Here is an 18,969-nt window from a genome sequence, read left to right on the forward strand (position 1 = left end):
AGCGTGCGGCAGCCAACACACGTTGTGTTGAAAACGGTGGCCCTGCGGCGTTTTGCGCCAGAAAAACCTACCGTTCTCCCTTCGCATCGATCATGGCGACCAGCGTCTGGAGGCGATCCGCCTCATAGGACGGTTTGTCGGGGCGCAGCCGGGAAATCCGCGGAAAGCGCATCGCCACCCCCGACTTGTGGCGGGTCGAGCGATTGATGCCTTCGAAGGCGACTTCCACGACGAAGCCGAAATCCTTGTCCGCCCTGACTGCCCGCACCGGACCGAAGCGCTCGGTCGTGTTGTTGCGCACGAACTTGTCCAGCAGTTCCAGCTCGGCATCGGTGAAGCCGAAATAGGCCTTGCCAACTGGCACCAGCTGTTCTCCCTCCGGCGCCTCGGTCCAGACGCCGAAGGTGAAATCCGAATAATAGCTGGAGCGCTTGCCGTGGCCGCGCTGCGCATACATCAGCACGGCATCGACATTGTACGGATTGCGCTTCCATTTGAACCACGGACCCTTCAAACGCCCGGCCTGATAGATGCTGTCACGGCGCTTGATCATCACGCCTTCGATGACAGGATCCGGCGGTGACGACCGCAAGCCATCCAGTTCGTCCCACGAAGAGAACTCAACCAGCGGGGAGAGATCGAAGCGGTCGTGTGGGGCTCGGTCGATGACCTCCGCAAGACGCGCACGGCGATCGACATAGGATTGGCCGCGCACGTCCTCCTCGCGATCGAACAAGAGATCGTAGGCACGGATGAAGGCCGGATATTCGTCGAGCATCTTCGTCGTCACCGTCTTGCGGTTTAGCCGTTGCTGCAGATCGGAGAAGGTGCGCGTCGGACTGTTCGAACGGGTGGTCCCACCAACGAGCAGCTCGCCGTCCATCACGCCGTCAAAGCTGATCGATTCGACGATATCCGGGAACGCGCCCGATATATCGTCGCCGGAACGCGAATAGATCTTGCGCGTATCGCCGGAGCGCGACAGCTGCACGCGAATGCCGTCCCACTTCCACTCGGCGGCATAGTCGGCGGGATCAAGCTGATCGAGATCCCCCTCCTCGACCGGATTGGCGAGCATGACGGAATGGAAGATTGCCGGCGTTGCCAGCACCGGCTTGTCGCCATGCCCTTCCAGCCAGTGAAACAACGGCTCGTAGGGCGGCTGCAGGCCATGCCACAGCGTCTCGATTTCGGTCACGTCGCGGCCGCCCATGTCGGCAAGCGCCTGTTTCGCCAATCGCGAGGACACACCGATGCGAAGCGCCCCGGTCGCGAGCTTGATGAAGGCGAAGCGCCCCGACGTGTCCAGCCGATCGAGCAGGTCGCGCACGAAACTGCGGACTTCGGTGCGCCCGAGCGCGTTCATTTGCCTGACGACATCTCCAAGTCGCGGCTGGGCAAGTGCCGACCGCTCGATGTCCTTCTCGGCGTCCCAGACCAGCGAGATCGTTTCCGCGAGGTCGCCGACATAATCGTAGGAATAGCGGAAGAGCACCTCGTCCATCCGTTCCAGCGCCAGTTCGCGCAGCATGGCCGGCTTGACGTTGCGCACTTCGAGCGTGCCGGCGATGGCGGCAAGGCCATAGCCACGATCCGGGTCCGGGGCGTTTCGGAAGTAGTCGGTGAGCAGTTTCAGCTTGCCGTTGCGGCTGGGGGTAAGCACGAGGCGATCAAGAAGGTCGGCGAATGCTTTCATCAGTCGGCCTCGTCTTCATAGCCGACCAGATGGAGGGGTCGGGCCTTGATGCCCTGCAACTGACACCAGCGAACCAGCGCCTCCTCGCGACCATGCGTAACCCACACTTCCTCGGGGCGCAGGTCGCTGATCGTTTCGGTCAGTTCCGGCCAGTCGCAATGATCGGAGATGACCAGGGGCAGTTCGACACCCTGCTGCTTGGCGCGCTGCCGCACCATCATCCAGCCCGACGCAAATGCCGGCAAAGGCTCGTTGAAGCGTCGCGCCCAACGGTCGGCGAAGGCGGAGGACGGGCCGACGACAATGGCTCCCTTGAAGACAGACTTGTCGCGGCTCTCAATGGTCGCCGGGCGCAGCTCACCAAGCTCGATGCCTTGCTCCATGTAGTAGTCGCAGAGCCTTTCCATCGCGCCGTGGATATAGATCGGCTGGTCGTAGCCGGTATCGCGCAGCAGGCGGATGACGCGCTGCGCCTTGCCGAGTGCATAGGCGCCGATCAGATGCGTCCGCTCCGGAAACTGCCGCAGCGAGGCGCAGAGCTTGCCCATTTCATCGACGGGATCGGGATGATGGAAAACCGGCAGTCCGAAAGTCGCCTCGGTGATGAAGACATCGCAGGGGACCGGCACGTAGGCCGCGCAGGTGGGGTCCGCGCGCCGCTTGTAGTCGCCCGAGACGACAATGCGGGTGCCGTTCTTCTCGATGGCGATCTGCGCCGAGCCAAGCACATGTCCGGCCGGATGAAAGCTGACCTTGACACCGTTGATCAGGATCTCCTCGCCGAAGGCCGCAGCCTGCTCGCTTGCGCAAAAGCCGTCGCCATAGCGGATCTGCATGATGTCGAGCGTCTGGCGCGTCGCCAGTACGTTTACGTGGCCGGGCCGCGCATGATCGGAATGGCCGTGGGTGACCAGGGCTCGCTCGACCGGCCGCACGGGATCCACATAGAATCCTCCCTCGGGACAATAGAGCCCTTCGGGGGCGGGATAGAGCAAGGCATCAGGTCTCATGCCTGCAAAGATAGCGGGAAAGAACGGAAGGGCCAGTGGGCGACAGGAAGATGCGGATCCGTACCAAAATGAAACAGGCGCGCTGGCACGTTTCCTGCAGCACGGCGGAAATGAAGCAAAGTCCGTTAACCTCCCGTCGTGACCTGTTCCGCCTTGCCGGAGCATCCGCCTTTGCGCTGGTGGCATCACGCAGCTTCGCGACGACGCGCGACGGCGACCTGCGCGGCGCGATCGACGCAGTCCGCTACAAGACGATGCCTGATGCCGCCGACCGCAAGAGCGCCAGCCTGCAGAAGATGATCGATCGGGCCGCGGCGGAGAACGTGCCGGTTTTCCTGCCACCCGGCACCTACGCAGCTTCGAATCTGGTGCCGCGCGAGAATACGCGCATCACCGGTGTTCCCGGCGCATCGCGCATCGTCTACACCGGCGGTGGCAAGCTTTTCAGCGCCGAGAACGTCAAGCGCGTCGAACTCTCGAACATCATTTTCGACGGGCAGAATCGCTCGCTCGGCGACGATGCCGAAGGGCTACTGCAATTCTCCGGCGTCGCCGAGGTAGCGATCGACAATTGCGAGATCGCCGGCAGCCGCAAACATGCCGTTCGGCTGGAGCGATGTGGCGGCCGGATCGAGCGCAGCCGCATACAGGGCGCCGGCCAATCCGGCATCTACGCCGTCGAATCCGACCGGCTTTCGATCACCGGGAACGAGGTCTTCGACTGCGGCAATGGCGGCATTCTGGTGCATCGCTGGACGAAGGCGGCTGACAACAGCGTCGTCAACGGCAACCGCATCTACCGGATCAGGGCCAATGACGGCGGCACCGGCCAGAACGGCAACGGCATCAATATCTTCCGCGCCGACAACGTGATGGTTGCAAACAACCACGTGTCCGATTGCGCCTTTACAGCCATCCGCGCCAATTCGGCCTCCGACATCCAGATCACCGGCAACCAGTGCCAGCGTTCCGGTGAGACGGCGATCTATGTCGAATTCGAGTTTGTCGGTGCCATCGTGTCCAACAACATGGTGGACGGCGCGGCAAACGGCATCTCGATTGCCAATTTCGACCATGGCGGCAGGCTGGCGAGCGTGACCGGCAACGTCGTGCGCAACCTGACGCTCAAAGGCCCCTATCAGCACGAGGTCGGGTTCGGCATCGGCATTGCGGCCGAGGCAGACACACTGGTCTCCGGTAACATCATCGAAGGTGCTCCACGCTGGGGGATGCAGCTCGGCTGGGGACCGTATCTGCGCAACCTCGTCGTGACCGGAAACATTATCCGCCAGGCGCCGGTCGGTTGTGCTGTCTCGGTAGCGGAGGGCGCCGGAACCGCCGTCATCACCGACAACGTGTTTCAGGAAACACCCGGCGGCGCCGTCCTCGGTTTCGAATGGGACAGGAAGGTGTCGGGAGAACTGGCGACCACCGGGTCCTCGCGCTTTGCGCAACTGACCGTCGAGCGCAACCGCATCTCCTGAGAAGCATCAAAAGCTTTCATCGATTCATAAGGTTTGGCCGCTTCCGCTGGGGCGCTTCGCCTCCTACCCTGCAGCAACAGAACATGGGGAGCATCGACATGCTGACGATCTATGGAGTCTATCGCTCGCGCGCCTCGCGCGTTTACTGGATGGCCGGGGAGCTAGGGCTGGAATTCGAGTCCGTGCGTGTCATTCAGGCGCGGCGCCTTGCCAACCCGCTTGCCGCCGATGCACCTATCAATACGCTGTCGCCGGATTTCCTGGCGGTCAATCCAATGGCGCTGATCCCGAGCATCAGGGATGGCGACCTTGTGATGCATGAGTCGCTTGCCATTACCCTTTACCTTGCGCGCAAGCACGGCGGACCACTGGCCGCTCAAACCGTCGCGGAAGACGGTTTGATGACGATGTGGACCATCTGGGCGGCAACCGAGGTTGAGCCGCATACGGTGAAGATCGTCTATGTCTACGACGACGAGAAGCAGAACAGCGACGAGGGCAAGGCGACGATCAGTGTTGCTGTGCGTTCGCTGAAGAAGGCGTTCGCGACGCTGGAGAAGCATCTGGCAACCAACGAATACGTCGTCGGCAACCGCTTCACGGCAGCAGATCTCAATATTGCGGAAGTGCTTCGCTACGCCCAGACGGAACAGGCGCTGTTCGAGGCCCATCCCCATATCAGCGCCTGGATCAAGCGCTGCCAGTCGCGGCCGGCCTATATCGCGATGCAGGCGACGCGATCGCAGGAACCTATCTGATCAGGGAAAGAGCTTGAGGGTCTCGGCCATTTCCTCACGGATCCAGGCCTTGAAATCCTTCACCTTCTTGGGTTCTCGCGAGCCTGCGGCGGTTACGAAATAGTGACCGAAACCGGTTTTCGCGCGAATGCCGAAGGGCGCGACCAACTGCCCCTGCTGCAGGGCAAAGCCCGCAAGCGTCTGCCAGGCGAGCATGACGCCCTGCCCTGCGATAGCCGCATCGAGGCAGAGCGACGCGTCGTTGAAGACGTGCCGCGTCTCAAGCGTTGCGCCCGACAACCCGGCCTCATGCATCCATACTTCCCAGCTGAACATGGCGCGGCCATCGATCACCGCCGGCACCGACAGGATGTCGGCGGGCTCGTGCAGACGCGCCGCCATCGCAGGTGAACAGACCGGAAAGACCTCCTGCTGCAGCAGCAGTTCCGCCTTCACGTCCGACCACTGACCGTTGCCGACCCGGATGCCGACATCGACATCGCAGAGCGCCGGATTAACGAGCCGCGTCGTCGCATCCATTCGCAGGCTGATTTCAGGGTGCCTTTCGGCAAAACGATCCAGCCGATAGACGAGCCAGCGCGCGGCGAAGACCGGCGCCACCGAGATCGTCAGGATGCTGTCGTCGCGTTGCTGTGTCGCCGCGACGGCCTGTGACAGCGCGTTGAACCCCTCGGTCAGGCCGGCCAGCAGGCGCGCGCCGGCCTCCGTCGCGACCATGCCCTTTGGCGTGCGCTCGAAGATCAGGTGATCGAGCTGCGCCTCTGCCTTGATGACCTGCTGGCTGACCGCGCCGATCGAAACGCCCAGTTCCTCTGCAGCTGCCTGCAACGAGCCGAGCCGCCCCACAGCCTCGAGCGCGCGCAATCCATTCAAGTGAACCGAGTTCAGGTTTCTCATATAGTTTTTCTATACTGCGACATTGGTAATCTCAATTGAAACCTGCCTAACCGACCGCGATAATCCCTCCGTGTTGATGAGATGCTCCGTTCTGCTCCGTACAAGGAAGCGAGGCACGCCATGCAATTCCTAAAGTTTTTCTTGAGCGTCGAAACGCTCGATCCTCCCTACAGCGCGGATACCAGACAAGATCCGTTGAACCACCCGGATCTCACGCGCATGTCGTTGACGGCGCTCGCCGATCTGCCGCTCGGTCCGGAACCCCGTAAGCCGCAACCCCAAAGGCCGCAGCTTGCAAGGTGCGCTTGAGAATGAGAGATCTGTTAGTCTGTGGGAGCTTCAGTCCGAGCAAGCCCAATGACCGACAGTGTCGACACGATCTTTGCGCGCCTCAAGCGTCTCTCTGATGAGGCCAACCTTCCTGGCGTCGAGGAGAGCACGTCCTATGGCAACCCGGCACTGAAGGTCGGCGGCAAATCCTTCGCTGCGGTCAAGAACAACGAGACCATCGTGCTCTGCATCTCGATCGACGACAAGGAACGGCTGATCGAGATGGCGCCCGAGGTCTATTATCAAACACCTCACTATGTCGGCTGGCCCTATATGCCCCTGCACGCAGCCATGATCAGCGATGCCGAACTGAAGGAACGGCTGATTGGCGCATGGCGGTTCCGTGCGCCAAAGAAGCTTGCCGCGAGCTTTCAGGGCTGAGCGCACGCCTGGCGAATTGCCTCCGGCGCTGCTCAGGATCTGGCACGCCTGCTAGGCCTGTTCGCGCTCCAACGCCCGTTGCACGGCCGGGCGTTCCATCATCTGAGCATAGTGCGCCGTTGCTTTCCTGAAGCGAGCCGGATCGACGCCGTCGGACCGCAGCCAGCCGGTCATGACGAAAAGGTAGGGATCGGCGACCGAGTAATATTCGCCCATCACCCACGGCCCTTCCAGCATCCGCGCGTCGATGAGGTCGAAGCATTCGGTCATGGTCTGCGGGACCTTTGCCTTCATCGCCTCATGAGCAGCCGGATCATCCGCCCATCGGCTACCGCGTCGGGCGTGTGCGTGGTTCACATGCACCGTCGAGCAGATGTAATTGTTGAAAGCCTGCATGCGGGCGAACTCGAATGGATCGAGCGGCGCCAACTGTGCGGAGGGTGCGACCTGCGCGATAAATGCGAGGATTGCCGGCGTTTCGGTGAGGATGCCGTGGTCGGTCACGAGCGCGGGAACCCGACCCTTGGGATTGATTTCGAGATATTCAGGCGAACGCTGCTCCGCTTCAGCAAAATTCAGCTTCTTCGTCTTGAACGGCAGGCCGGACTCTTCCAGCGCAATCAGGCTTGCGAGCGCGCAGGTGTGCGGGGCAAAGTACAGTGTCAGCATGATCGACTCCCTTCGATCCTGACCTTATAGCGCGGCCGCCCGCAAACGCACAGATCGAGGCCGGCAAGCCGGCCCCTTAAACCAACCCGCCTTAAGCGCAACCCGGCACATCCTCGAGCCGGTACCAGACAGGAATGCCGCGTTCGCGCGCAATGCGGACATCGTTGTCGGCGCCCTTCGATTCTCCTTCGAGCCGAAGCACGCCGTCGCAAAGCTGCAGCAGACGGCCAGCGACGGGGTGAAATATCTCTTCGTAGAGATCATCGCCGACAGCTTTGCCGCCGGCGGCGTTCCATATTGGGAGCGCCACCCATTCTCCGATCATCGGTACATGACCGGCCTTGAATAGCCTATGCGATGGCTGCTCCAGGCGCTGCAAATTGGCGGCCATTTTCACAGGCTCGTCGCCGGTTCCGGACCTGTAGGGCCCAGCAATCAAAATCAACATGATCAAGCTCCATTTTCCTCGGCCTCATGCACGAGACGGCAGATAACTGCACGATATTTCTTGAATGTCGAATCATTTCGTGCAATTCCATGCTAATTCGTGCAACCGCAGGATCGAGGCCATGCTCACCAGTCAGCGCAAATCATTGATCCTCGACGTTCTTCGGCGGGACGGCCAGGTTGTCGCCAAGCGCGTCGCCGAAGACTTTTCGCTGTCGGAGGACACGATCCGCCGCGACCTCCGCGAGATGGCGGCGGAAGGTTTGCTAAAACGGGTACACGGCGGGGCGATGCCTGTTGCACCCGAACTTCCCGACTTCTCGACGCGCAAGGGCGTTTCATCTGAGATCAAGGAGCGGCTCGGGAAAAAGTCGGCCTCGCTCGTGCGATCCGGCCAGTTGATCTTTCTCGATGGTGGCACGACGACGGCGGAAATTGCCCGCCAGCTGCCGCGCGAATTTGCCTTTACGGTAGCAACGCACAGCCCGACCATCGCCGCCGAACTGGAACATCACCCGACGGCGAGTGTGATCCTCATCGGCGGCAAGCTCTACAAGCACTCGATGGTATCCGTCGGCTCCGCTGCCATGACCGCGATTTCGCAGCTTCGGCCGGACATCTTCTTTCTCGGGGTGACGGCCGCCCATCCGGTGCAGGGGCTATCGACCGGTGATTTTGAAGAAGCGGCCATCAAGCGTCACATCGCCTCCTGTGCCTCGGCGACCTACGTGCCACTGACGGACGAGAAATTGGACCGCGTCTCGCCTTGCCTCATCCTGCCGATCGCCGGCGTCTCGGGGCTGATCGTTACAGCCGACAGCGCCGCGGCTGCCATCGAGCCCTATCGCAACCTCACTGCCGAGATCCTCGAAGCGTGAACGGTTGGGCAAAACGCGCCTTCAGTTCCGCCAGGTTCTGCGGCAACAGGCTAGCGGCAAGACCGGCGACGAAGACTGCAAAGACGACATAGGCGAAGGTATCGCGCCCGCGTCCGAGTGTCAGAAGATCGTTCAGTCCGGGCTGCAGCGCCGCAATCGATGCCGAGAGCCGCATGTCGCCCAACAGTCGGCCGGGGATGGTGGCAAAGGCTGGCGCCTCCGACAGCGCAAGCAAGGCGCCGTAGACCGCCGAGAAGCGAATGATCATACGCAGCGCCCGCCATGCTCCGAGCGGCCGCGCGCCGCTGTCTTCGAACGCCCAGCCGATATAGGCGCAGAAGACGACGAGGAACAGGAACGCCACCGGCAGCCCGTCCAACACAGTCTCCGGCTTCAACTGGCCAGTCCAGCCACTGGCGAGCAGCAGCGGGAACGGCGCCGATGCCACGAACCAGATTGCGACGACGACGCCCCAGGCCCAGTTCATCGACAGATAGTGGACGCGGGCAAGCGTAACGACGAGGATGATGGCACCCGCGAGATAGACGCCCGACGGCTTCATCGATCCGGTCATGGTGACGATGATCGGGCCACAGGAGCCGGCGACATGGGCGCAGCCCGAGGAAACGACCGTCAGCCAGGTGACGTAGTCGAAACACATTGTGAAAAAGAGGAAGATCGCGATGGCGATCAACATCCACCAAAGATAGCGGCCCGCAAACATATCCTGCCCTCATGGCGTTCGATGTACTGGGCAAAGGGTAACTCACCCCTCAAAAACCGCATCCGTTCTCGTGGGCTGTAGTTTCACATACATTAGCGAATTCTATTCTTGCGGCGCGACTGTTCCGTTCCGGAACGGCTTAAGCGGTCAGCGCAGCCGCCGCGCGAATGTCGCCAACGTGAATACCGTTCCAATTGTGCATCTGGACGGTCGCCATCGCGGCCAAATTCGCGCGAATCGGATCGTCCTTGCCGAAGAAGCGGCTGAGCGCTGCCGCGACCATCGCTTCTGAGGCACGCGAATGGCCATCGTCGCACTTGATGGCGATCGCGATCCCCTGCTCGGGGATCGCTGCGCAGAAGACACCTTCAGCCCCCGTCTTGGCGAAGATGCGGCCCGGTGCGGCCTCCATCAGCGCAGTGCAGGCACGGCCGGTGCCGGCCACATAGAAGGGCTCGGCCATGCAGGCATCAAACAGCCGCCGGGAGGCCTTGGCGCGAAGCGGCTCGAGGCCATTGCCGGTTGCCATCTTGGCAAAGCCATGCGCCAGGCCGCGCAAGGGAACCGCATAGGTCGGGATGGAGCAACCATCCGTGCCGCAGTTGTCATGGCCGAGCGCTGCACCCGTCAGGCTTTCCATGACGCCTCGAATTTCGGCCTGCAGCGGATGGTCGTAGCCTACATATCCCTTCGGATCGATGTCCTGATGGCAGCAGGCGCAGATGAAGCCGGCATGCTTGCCGGAGCAGTTGTTATGCAATGCCGTCGGCCTCTCCATGGCACGCGCCTGGTGGATCAGTACCTTTTGGCTCGAGGACCAATGCGCGCCGCATTCCAGCGTTTCGACATCGCGACCGGCTTTCGCCAGCATGGAGGCGGCAAGCGAGACATGCTCGTCCTCGCCATTGTGCGAAGAGCAGGCGAGCGCCAATTCCTTGTCGCCGAAGCCATAGGCATCCGCCGCACCACTTTCCATCAGCGGCAGCGCCTGCATCGCCTTGCAGGCCGAACGCGGGAAGGTCGGCGCGTCGACGTCGCCGATCGAGAACACGATCTTTCCATCGCCATCCACAGCGACGATGGCGCCGCGATGCCGGCTTTCGACGAGCGAGCCTCGGGTGACTTCGACTGTGACGGGATTGGTCATGGCATAGTCCTGATCATTAGCGCGAATGCGTCACGCATAACGAGTCGCGTCGATAATGCAATTGCCTTTCGGCGCTCCTGCGGCTCGCTACCGCGGTTAGAGTGGCGTGATGCGATAGGCACAGCGGCGGGCGCCAAGCAGGATGTGCTCCTGGCGCTCGACCTTGGCGCCGAGCACGGATCTAAACGTATCCAGTTCAGAGCGACAGAAGCCGGCACAAACGCTTGCGGCGGCGCAGATCGGGCAATGGTTTTCGACCAGCAGCAGCGAGCCGTCCGCTTCCTGCCAGCTATCGGCCATATATCCTTCGCTGGTACGTATGGCAGCGAGCTGCCGCACGCGGGATTGAAGGTCCGGTGCATCCACCTGCTCGCGATATCGCTTGAGGGTGTCGGCCTCACGAGCGGAAATGACGGCATCCAGGGCCGGCGTCCCCAGCTGCGCAACCAGCGTGGTCAGGATCGAGGCGGTGAGTTCTGCATGCCCATCGGGAAAGGTCTGGTTGCCAGCGGGCGTGAGGCTCCACAGTTGCCGCGGCCTGCCCCTGCCGACCGTGGCTTCGCTGACCGCTTCGACCAACCCCTCCTCCGCCATCTTCGTCAATTGCTGGCGGGCAGCCTCCGAGGAAATGGCGAGCTTGGTCCCAACCGTCGCGGCAAGTTGCGGCCCTTCCGTCTTGATCAGCAGCAGGATTCGGTTGGCCGGCGATTGCTTCATCTATTTTTCCAAGTTGACGCTTGCTTTAATAGCATGCCGGTGTATTTTTCCAAAGAATAACTTGCAAAAAAATAATGCATATCCCCGGAAGCACGCAAGGCATGAACACTGATGACCGACATTGACGAGATTTCTGCAGACAAGCCCTCCGTCTTCCATCTGTTTTCCGCGCCGCTGCTGCCGGCGACGCTGATGCTCGGTGGTGGTGTCACCCTCTACGCCGTAGAGACCTACATCACCGCGACAATTGCGCCGTCGATCGTTCGCGACATCGGCGGGCTCGAACTGCTGTCGTGGATGACGACTCTCTTTGTTGCCGCTGCGGTCCTTGGATCGATCTTCGTCGCAACGCGCCCGCGAGGCATCGGTCTGCGCAGCGTCTACGTCGCAGGCGCACTCATATTCGGTGTCGGCAGCCTGGTCTGCGCGCTCGCTCCGGCGATGCCATTGGTGCTGGTCGGGCGCACAGTACAGGGTTTCGGGGCCGGCATTCTTGCCGGGCTTGCCTATGCTTTCATTCGCTACGCCTACCCCGAGCCGCTGTGGCAGAAGGCGTCGACGCTCTATGCAGCCATCTGGGGCGTTTCGACCTTGCTCGGTCCCAGTCTGGGAGGCCTGTTTTCCGAGGGCAGCGCGTGGCGCCACGCCTTCATGCTGCTCGTTCCGCTCTGCGTGCTGATGGCGTCGCTTGCACCGTGGTTGCTGCCGCGCGCAGAGGACGATCGCGCCCACGGCAAGACGCCGATCCTACAGATTGCCTTGCTGCTTGCGGCCGTACTGGTGGTCAGCATCGCCGGAACGATCGACGAAACCAACTTCAAGGCGTTGCTGATTGCAGCGTCAATCGTCATGATCGTTTCGATGCTGACTGTCGAGCGGCGCGGCAGGAACCGTCTGCTGCCGACAGGCGCCGTAACGCTCGCAAAGCCGGTGGCGCGCGTCTATCTGACGATGTTCGTGCTGCTGCTGGTGCTGACAAGCGACATCTATATTCCGTATTTCCTGCAGGTGCTGCACGCCGTAACGCCGCTGGTGTCGGGCTATTTGACTGCGCTTGTCGCCCTCGGTTGGACCTTTGCGGCCTTCTTCAGCGGAACACTCTCGGGACGCCGGGCCAACACCGCCATCGTCGCCGGTTGCGTGATCGAGATGGTTGCGGTCGCGTCCCTGACCCTTTTCCTCGCTGCGGACAACCAATCCGGCAACCTTGCCATTCTCGGCCCTGCCGTCATCGGCATGTTCCTGATGGGCTTTGGTGTAGGCCTTGGCTGGGCGCATCTGGTGACCAAGATCCTGAGCCTTGTCGACAACTCCGAACAGGACAAGGCCTCAGCCGCGATTTCGACAGTGCAGTCTCTCGGCAGTGCCTTCGGCGCCGCGGTTGCCGGCGTGATCGTCAACAGCACCGGACTGGTGAACCCCGGCGGGGTCGCCGGCAGCGTCTCGGCTGCCCATTGGCTCTATGTCCTGATGGCCCTTCCCGGCCTGATTGCCGTCGCCACGTCTCTAACCCTCTCGTCGCCCACCGAACGGCAGGCCCGGTGAGCAACGTGCGAGCGGTCACAAACGCAGCATGATCTTGCCGATGTGACCGCTCGTTTCCATCAGCCTATGCGCGTCGGCGACGTCTTCGAAAGCAACGACGGTATCGATAACGGGCGCAAGCTTGCCTTGATCGAGAAGCGGCCAGACCTGGGAAAGGAGATCGTCGCGGATCGCGCGCTTTTCCTCAGGCGTGCGCGGGCGCAGCGTCGAGCCGGTGATCGTCAGCCGTTTGACCATGATCGGCGCCAGATTGACCTTTTCCGCGACAGCGCCGCCGAGAAAGGCGATGATCGAGAGGCAGCCGTCCTTTGCAAGCGACGCCACGTTCCGTTCAAAGTAGGCAGCGCCGATCATGTCGAGGATGATATCGACCCCATGACCGGTCTCGGCCTTGATGACCTCCGCAAAATCCTCGGTCTTGTAGTTGATGGCCCGCTTCGCGCCGAGCTCGACGCAGGCATCGCATTTCTCCTGCGAACCGGCCGTTGCGTAGACCTCGGCGCCGAAGGCCCGCGCGAGCTGGATGGCGGTCGTTCCGATACCGCTCGAGCCGCCATGCACGAGAACCGTTTCTCCTTCCGTGAGCCCGGCCATCTGGAACATATTGGCCCAGACCGTGAAGTAGTTTTCCGGAAGAGCGGCCGCCTTGATGGCATCGTAACCCTTTGGGAACCGCAGCGCCTGGCCGGCGGGCAGCAGGCAATATTCGGCGTAGGCGCCGCCGTTGGCCAGGCCGCAGACTTTGTCGCCGACGGCAAAATCCCTGACACCAGCACCGATGGCGACGATCTCGCCTGCCAACTCAAGTCCCAGAATGGGGCTGGCATCCTTTGGCGGCGGATAAATGCCCTGACGCTGAGCGACGTCGGGCCGATTGACGCCGATCGCCTCGGTGCGAACAAGAAGCTGCCCCTCCGACGGGATCGGCAAGGATCCGGAGGCAATCCGCATCACTTCAGGCGCGCCGAAGCTCGGCAGGTCGATGAAGCGCATCTGCGTGGGCAAAGACATGGTCCGGTCTCCTCGTTCCGAAAGCAGTGAGATAGTTCAGCGCTTCGGACTTGAGAAGGCAGGAAGAGCGGGTGGCGTCAATTCGTCTCGCCCAGAAGATGGAAGACAAGCCCCTCGTCGCTTTCCTTCGCCTCGGCCTTGATGTGGGCGATTTCGGCGCTGACGCGATTGATGTCGTCGATGACCAGACCTTCCGGCAATTCGAGCACACCGATCGAGCAACGCATCAGCGGGAACAGCGCCTCAACACCGGCGCGGTCATGGCCGCGAATGCGGCCAGCGGCGCGATCGGTGTCGGAGTAGAGGCCGAGCACATCGTCGTGAAAATCGCTGATCAGCCGGTCGAGAATCTCGGTCAGTTCGTCCTTGGTCCAGCCGCGGACGCCGATGAAGAAATCGTCACCGCCAACATGCCCGAGGAAATGACGCTCGGCGAAGAAATAGCGGCGCATCAGCGCTGCAAAGAGCGAAATCGCGTGGTCGCCGAGGTGGAAGCCATAGGCATCGTTGAACGGCTTGAAATTGTCGAAGTCGCAATAGCAGAAGTGACGCTTCTCGTCGCCGTCGAGGCTCGCTTCGCGCATGAAGTCGCGGATCGCCCTGTTGCCCGGCAACCCGGTCAGCGGGTTCTGGTCCTGGGCCGTCTTCAGCTTCTTCTCGTTCATCACCTTGATGAGCGAGGCGGCCGAGACGACGCCCGCATAGCGCATGTTGTCGGTCAAGAGCAGGCAGTTCGTGCCCTCCATGTTGGCGAAGATCGCCATCAGCTGCTCGGTATCGGAATCAAGGCCGACGATCGGCGCCATCTCGACGAAGTGAGAGATGGTGCGCTCGTAGACCTTATTCTTCAGGAGGTCGCGACCGAAGGGCTGGTAGATGTATTCCTTCAAGTGCCGCTCGTGCAGGATGCCACGCGGCTCGCCGTTCGCGTTCAGCACCGGGAAAAACGCCTGCTGCGGATTGCGACGGAAAAGCTCGAAGACGCTGTCGATCGTGTCGTTCTCGTAGACCGTCGGCAGCATCTCGATCTGCTTGCGGATCAGGATCTCGTCGAGCGATTGCGGATTTCGCTTGCTCTTGCCGAGATCCAGAAGGTGCGGAAACGCGGGCTGCAATTCAGTGACATGGGTTGTCGGGCGGGAGATGAACCAGCCCTGGACAAGGTCGACGCCGAACTCGCGGCATGCGACGAACTCCGCCTCGGTCTCGATACCCTCGGCGATGACCCGGGTGCCAAGGACGTGGGCAATGTGGACGATGTTCTTCAGGAGGTGGCGCTTGCGCGGGCTGCTGTCGATGTCGGCGATGAAATGCCGGTCGATCTTCAAGTAGTCGACCGGGTGGTCGCAGAGCAGCTTCATCTCGCCGTGGCCGACGCCGAAATCGTCGATCGCCAGCTTGAAGCCGGCCCTGCGCAACAGCGATACGAGCGCTGCAAACTCGGGCACGCTGGTATTGTCGAAGCGCTCGGAGAACTCAAAACAGATCGAGGACGGCGGAATATTGGCGAGCTTCAGATGCTGCAGCAAGCCTTCCACCAACCGCTCGCCATGCGGGATCAGCCGGACATCGAGATTGAGGAACAGCGTCGAACTGGAGAAGTGCGGGAGCGTGGCGAACTTCGCAAGCGCACGACTGGCCACCATCTGCTCGAGTTGCAGAAGCTGCTGGTTCTTGTGAGCCTCGTCGAGGATTTCGACCGGAGAGTTGAAACCAATGCGCTCCTGTCCTCGCATCAGGGATTCATAGCCAAATACGACACCCGTCCCTGCCTCCACGATGGGCTGGAACGCATTCTCGATAACGAGTTTCGCAAGGGTCACGATCTGATCGCTGGCGTAACGACGAACAAGCGCCGGATCGACGGTGGCAGCCAAAGACATGCCAATCTCCACTGTGTCTTATTGTTTTGCGCAGGGACACTGGCGGAGAAGGATCAACGAACCCTTTCCCGAATGTGAAACTTTTGTGAAAGCCGGCCGTTTAGATCGAATTTTATCGATCAATCAACGACTTGGTCAGGCAGTGCGCCGGTGCTCGGCCTCGTGATCGGCAAACATGTCGGCCACACACCGGCCGCCACGCGGAGCCCTGCTCTGATCGAACATCTCTTCGTGGTATCCGCCGAGTTTGCGGGCGGCGTCCCACATGCGAAGGGCCTCGCGCACGACTTCGCTGCTCGATGCGTAGCTGCCGTCGTCAACGGCGGCCCGGATATCGGCAGCCTGCAACGGTGAGATGGATACGGTGACCATCGGCATGAGATTCCTCCCTTTACCTCGTGGGCACGTATGCCCGGTCGGGGGACGGTTGTCCCGTCCACGGCATTACCGACGCGCGCCGCCGCCTCGGGCCGCCTCTTGATGGGGAAATTTTAGCCCTCCCTCACATACTTGTCAAAAAAGAAACAGTCCGTGATGGGAGCCTGTGAATTGCGGGCATAACTCAGCTGCGGACGGCAAGACCGAAAGCAAGCATGGACCAGCCCTGAATGAGAAGGTCGCAAGCGAGGAAGAGGCCGAGGATCCAGAGGCTGTTGACAGGCCATCCGGTGGCAATCACGACCCCGGCCAGCGCGGTAATGATCCCGCTGACAAGAACCCAGCCCCAACCCTTGACCGGACGCATGCGCAAGCCGACCCAGGTCCGGAACACCCCGGCGATCAGCAAGGCGATCGCAAGAAACAGCGTCAACACCGCCGATGCCAGAAGGGGATTCTCGAAGGCAAAAAAGCCGGCCAGCACATAGAGAACGCCGCTCAGCGCCCAAACCAGCACCTGTCCCCAGGTCCTCACCTGAAACGCATGGACCAGATAGACGATCCCACCGATCAGCATCAGCACGCCGACATAATAGACGGACACAACGGTCGCGAGCATGACATTTGCCAATGCGATGATGCCGCAGGCGATCAGAAGCATGCCCAGCGCGACGAACCAGCCCCATTTCGATTGCAGCGACGAAAAGCTCAGTCGATCAGACATATCTGCCATGGCACACCTCCTGGTTGGTAACCGAGTATGCCGCAAAAACACGGAATTGGAAGGGGTTAGCCTTTTCAGATTTTTATTGATTGATCAGTCAATCAAAATTATGATGGTGCATCTTCATGGAGTGATGCGATGCCCAAGGTCGGAATGGAGCCGGTTCGCCGCAAGGCGCTCGTCGATGCCGCGCTGCGCGTGATTGGCGATCACGGCTCGCTGACCGTCACCATGTCGGAAATTGCCCGACGGGCCGGTGTATCGCCGGCACTGGCGCATCATTACTTCGGCAGCAAGGAACAGCTGCTGATCGAAACTGTCCGCTCTCTCCTAAAGCAGTTGCACGACGACGCGGTGACGGCATTGAAAGCGGCGGATGCGCCGCGCGCGAAGATTTCCGCTGTCATCCGTGTCAGCTTCCAGGCCGACCAGTTCGCGCCGGCAACGATCGCCGCCTGGCTCGCCTTCTATGCCGAGGCTCAGCGCTCCGAAGAGACGCGGCGCTTCCTCGTCATTTACGCCCGCCGTCTGCGGTCGAACCTCGTCGCCAACCTGAAAGCGCTCTGCCCCGGCGATGCCGCAGAACGCATTGCCGAAGGCGCGGCTGCGATGATCGACGGGCTCTATATCCGCCAAAGTCTGAGGTCTGCGCCTGTCAGCATCGAGGCATCGATCTCGCTTACCGAAGACTACATCAATTCACAGCTTGCCGCCCTTGCGAAAGGACAGATCCAGTGACCCTCAGAGCCCAGCCGAAAGCCTCCCATTTCATCGACGGCGAATTCGTCGAGGATGAAGCCGGCAGCGTCATCGAAAGCATCTATCCGGCGACCGGCGAGGTCATAGCCCGGCTGCACGCGGCAACGCCCGCCATCGTCGAAAAGGCAATCGCATCGGCCAAGCGCGCCCAGCCGGAATGGGCGGCGATGAGCCCGACCGCACGCGGTCGCATCCTCAAGCGCGCCGCCGACCTCATTCGCGAGCGCAACCGCGAGCTGTCTGAACTGGAAACGCTCGATACCGGCAAACCGATCCAGGAAACGATCATCGCCGATCCGACATCGGGGGCCGACAGCTTCGAGTTCTTCGGCGGCATCGCAGCTGCCGGCCTCAACGGCTCCTACATCCCGCTCGGCGGCGATTTCGCTTACACCAAGCGCGTGCCGCTTGGTGTCTGCGTCGGCATCGGCGCCTGGAACTATCCGCAGCAGATCGCCTGCTGGAAGGGCGCACCGGCGCTTGCCGCCGGCAACGCCATGGTCTTCAAGCCATCGGAAAACACGCCGCTCGGCGCGCTTGCCATTGCTGAAATCCTGCACGAAGCCGGCCTGCCGAAGGGGCTCTACAATGTGATCCAGGGGGATCGCGAAACGGGACCGCTGTTGGTCAACCACCCTGATGTCGCGAAGGTGTCGCTGACGGGCTCGGTGCCGACCGGCCGCAAGGTCGCGGCGGCGGCTGCCGGCAGCCTCAAGCACGTCACCATGGAGCTCGGCGGCAAGTCGCCGCTGATCGTTTTCGAAGACGCGGATATCGACAGCGCCGTCGGCGGCGCCATGCTCGGCAACTTCTATTCGACCGGCCAGGTCTGCTCGAACGGCACGCGCGTCTTCGTGCAGCGGAAGATCAAGGCTGAGTTCCTGAAGCGGCTGAAAGCCCGCACCGAGGCGATCGCGATCGGCGATCCGATGGACGAGGCGACGCAACTCGGGCCGATGGTATCCTGGGCGCAGCGCGACAAGGTTCTCTCCTACATCGCGAAGGGCAAGGCCGAGGGTGCGACACTCGTGACCGGCGGCGGCATCCCAAACAACGTCTCCGGCGAAGGCTATTACGTGCAGCCGACCGTGTTTGCCGACGTCACCGACGAGATGACGATTGCTCGCGAGGAGATCTTCGGACCTGTCATGTGCGTGCTCGATTTCGACGACGAGGCCGAGGTGATCGCACGCGGCAATGCCACTGAATTCGGCCTCTCCGCCGGCGTCTTCACATCAGACCTGACGCGCGGCCATCGCGTCGTCGACCAGCTCGAGGCCGGCACGCTGTGGATAAACACCTACAATCTCTGCCCTGTCGAAATCCCGTTCGGCGGCTCCAAACAGTCAGGCTTCGGACGTGAGAATTCGCTGGCCGCGCTGGAGCACTATTCGGAACTGAAGACGGTTTATGTCGGCATGGGGCCGGTGCAGGCGCCTTATTGAGACCGCGAGCGGACAGTCCCGGCAGGTAGCATTCAATTTCGCTTTGTCCTCTTCGGCTCTCCAGCCGATCGCAGGATGAGGCGGGG

19 protein-coding genes are annotated in these 18,969 nt (G+C 61.6%); 7 read left to right on the plus strand and 12 right to left on the minus strand.

Features of this window, described 5'->3' with window-relative positions:
* Window positions 1-67: 67 nt before the first annotated feature.
* The gene (locus tag FHT77_RS02010) at window positions 68-1,696 is read right to left on the minus strand and encodes a cisplatin damage response ATP-dependent DNA ligase (protein WP_183752058.1); all 1,629 of its coding nucleotides are present in this window, start codon (window positions 1,694-1,696) and stop codon (window positions 68-70) included.
* Window positions 1,696-2,706, minus strand: coding sequence for a ligase-associated DNA damage response exonuclease (locus FHT77_RS02015; protein WP_183752059.1), 1,011 nt, complete (start codon window positions 2,704-2,706; stop codon window positions 1,696-1,698). Before FHT77_RS02015 ends, FHT77_RS02010 begins: the two co-directional genes overlap by 1 nt.
* Before the next feature lie 110 nt (window positions 2,707-2,816).
* Between FHT77_RS02015 and FHT77_RS02020 the strand changes: the two genes are divergently transcribed.
* Both FHT77_RS02020 and FHT77_RS02025 read left to right on the plus strand, forming a co-directional pair.
* Window positions 2,817-4,190 carry a TIGR03808 family TAT-translocated repetitive protein gene (locus FHT77_RS02020; RefSeq protein WP_183753839.1) on the plus strand — a complete coding sequence of 458 codons (1,374 nt, stop codon included), beginning with the start codon at window positions 2,817-2,819 and terminating at the stop codon, window positions 4,188-4,190.
* A 98-nt stretch (window positions 4,191-4,288) separates the two neighbouring features.
* Window positions 4,289-4,948, plus strand: coding sequence for a glutathione S-transferase family protein (locus FHT77_RS02025; RefSeq protein ID WP_183752061.1), 660 nt, complete (start codon window positions 4,289-4,291; stop codon window positions 4,946-4,948).
* On the opposite strand, the gene FHT77_RS02030 is transcribed toward FHT77_RS02025, so the two are convergent.
* Window positions 4,949-5,845: a LysR substrate-binding domain-containing protein gene (locus tag FHT77_RS02030; RefSeq protein ID WP_183752063.1), complete on the minus strand. Its 897-nt coding sequence runs from the start codon at window positions 5,843-5,845 to the stop codon at window positions 4,949-4,951.
* Between the two features lie 357 nt (window positions 5,846-6,202).
* Between FHT77_RS02030 and FHT77_RS02035 the strand changes: the two genes are divergently transcribed.
* The gene (locus FHT77_RS02035; RefSeq protein ID WP_183752064.1) at window positions 6,203-6,556 is read left to right on the plus strand and encodes an MmcQ/YjbR family DNA-binding protein; all 354 of its coding nucleotides are present in this window, start codon (window positions 6,203-6,205) and stop codon (window positions 6,554-6,556) included.
* Between the two features lie 51 nt (window positions 6,557-6,607).
* On the opposite strand, the gene FHT77_RS02040 is transcribed toward FHT77_RS02035, so the two are convergent.
* Window positions 6,608-7,225 (minus strand): glutathione S-transferase family protein, encoded by a 618-nt coding sequence (locus tag FHT77_RS02040; protein WP_183752066.1) that lies wholly within the window; start codon window positions 7,223-7,225, stop codon window positions 6,608-6,610.
* Between the two features lie 91 nt (window positions 7,226-7,316).
* Window positions 7,317-7,673, minus strand: a complete 357-nt coding sequence (locus tag FHT77_RS02045) for a DUF4406 domain-containing protein (RefSeq protein ID WP_183752068.1) — start codon at window positions 7,671-7,673, stop codon at window positions 7,317-7,319.
* 121 nt (window positions 7,674-7,794) lie between these two features.
* Between FHT77_RS02045 and FHT77_RS02050 the strand changes: the two genes are divergently transcribed.
* Entirely contained in the window at window positions 7,795-8,550 is a 756-nt protein-coding gene (locus tag FHT77_RS02050; RefSeq protein ID WP_183752070.1) for a DeoR/GlpR family DNA-binding transcription regulator, read from the plus strand.
* On the opposite strand, the gene FHT77_RS02055 is transcribed toward FHT77_RS02050, so the two are convergent.
* From FHT77_RS02055 to FHT77_RS02065, 3 genes are all read right to left on the minus strand, one after another.
* Complete coding sequence (locus tag FHT77_RS02055; protein WP_183752072.1) at window positions 8,525-9,274, minus strand: hypothetical protein; 750 nt, start codon at window positions 9,272-9,274, stop codon at window positions 8,525-8,527. The genes FHT77_RS02050 and FHT77_RS02055 overlap by 26 nt on opposite strands.
* 139 nt (window positions 9,275-9,413) lie before the next feature.
* Window positions 9,414-10,421 (minus strand): asparaginase, encoded by a 1,008-nt coding sequence (locus FHT77_RS02060; RefSeq protein ID WP_183752074.1) that lies wholly within the window; start codon window positions 10,419-10,421, stop codon window positions 9,414-9,416.
* 96 nt (window positions 10,422-10,517) lie between these two features.
* Window positions 10,518-11,138, minus strand: a complete 621-nt coding sequence (locus FHT77_RS02065; protein WP_183752076.1) for a helix-turn-helix transcriptional regulator — start codon at window positions 11,136-11,138, stop codon at window positions 10,518-10,520.
* A 111-nt stretch (window positions 11,139-11,249) separates the two neighbouring features.
* Between FHT77_RS02065 and FHT77_RS02070 the strand changes: the two genes are divergently transcribed.
* Window positions 11,250-12,683: an MFS transporter gene (locus tag FHT77_RS02070; protein WP_183752078.1), complete on the plus strand. Its 1,434-nt coding sequence runs from the start codon at window positions 11,250-11,252 to the stop codon at window positions 12,681-12,683.
* 15 nt (window positions 12,684-12,698) lie between these two features.
* Here FHT77_RS02070 and FHT77_RS02075 read toward each other — a convergent pair whose 3' ends face one another.
* From FHT77_RS02075 to FHT77_RS02090, 4 genes are all read right to left on the minus strand, one after another.
* Window positions 12,699-13,694: an NAD(P)H-quinone oxidoreductase gene (locus tag FHT77_RS02075; protein ID WP_183752080.1), complete on the minus strand. Its 996-nt coding sequence runs from the start codon at window positions 13,692-13,694 to the stop codon at window positions 12,699-12,701.
* Window positions 13,695-13,771: 77 nt separating this feature from the next.
* A complete protein-coding gene (locus tag FHT77_RS02080; protein ID WP_183752082.1) occupies window positions 13,772-15,577 on the minus strand; it encodes a GGDEF domain-containing protein in 1,806 nt (601 codons plus the stop codon).
* Between the two features lie 135 nt (window positions 15,578-15,712).
* Window positions 15,713-15,955, minus strand: coding sequence for a type II toxin-antitoxin system ParD family antitoxin (locus tag FHT77_RS02085; RefSeq protein WP_183752084.1), 243 nt, complete (start codon window positions 15,953-15,955; stop codon window positions 15,713-15,715).
* A gap of 184 nt (window positions 15,956-16,139) precedes the next feature.
* Window positions 16,140-16,688, minus strand: a complete 549-nt coding sequence (locus FHT77_RS02090; protein ID WP_183752085.1) for an HdeD family acid-resistance protein — start codon at window positions 16,686-16,688, stop codon at window positions 16,140-16,142.
* A gap of 129 nt (window positions 16,689-16,817) precedes the next feature.
* Between FHT77_RS02090 and betI the strand changes: the two genes are divergently transcribed.
* Together betI and betB are read left to right on the plus strand one after the other, a co-directional pair.
* Window positions 16,818-17,417 (plus strand): transcriptional regulator BetI, encoded by a 600-nt coding sequence (betI, locus tag FHT77_RS02095; protein WP_183752087.1) that lies wholly within the window; start codon window positions 16,818-16,820, stop codon window positions 17,415-17,417.
* Window positions 17,414-18,883, plus strand: a complete 1,470-nt coding sequence (gene betB / locus FHT77_RS02100; RefSeq protein ID WP_183752089.1) for a betaine-aldehyde dehydrogenase — start codon at window positions 17,414-17,416, stop codon at window positions 18,881-18,883. The genes betI and betB overlap by 4 nt, the downstream gene beginning before the upstream one ends.
* Window positions 18,884-18,969 lie beyond the last annotated feature (86 nt).

Source organism: Rhizobium sp. BK181 (genome assembly GCF_014193305.1).
Lineage (GTDB): Bacteria > Pseudomonadota > Alphaproteobacteria > Rhizobiales > Rhizobiaceae > Rhizobium.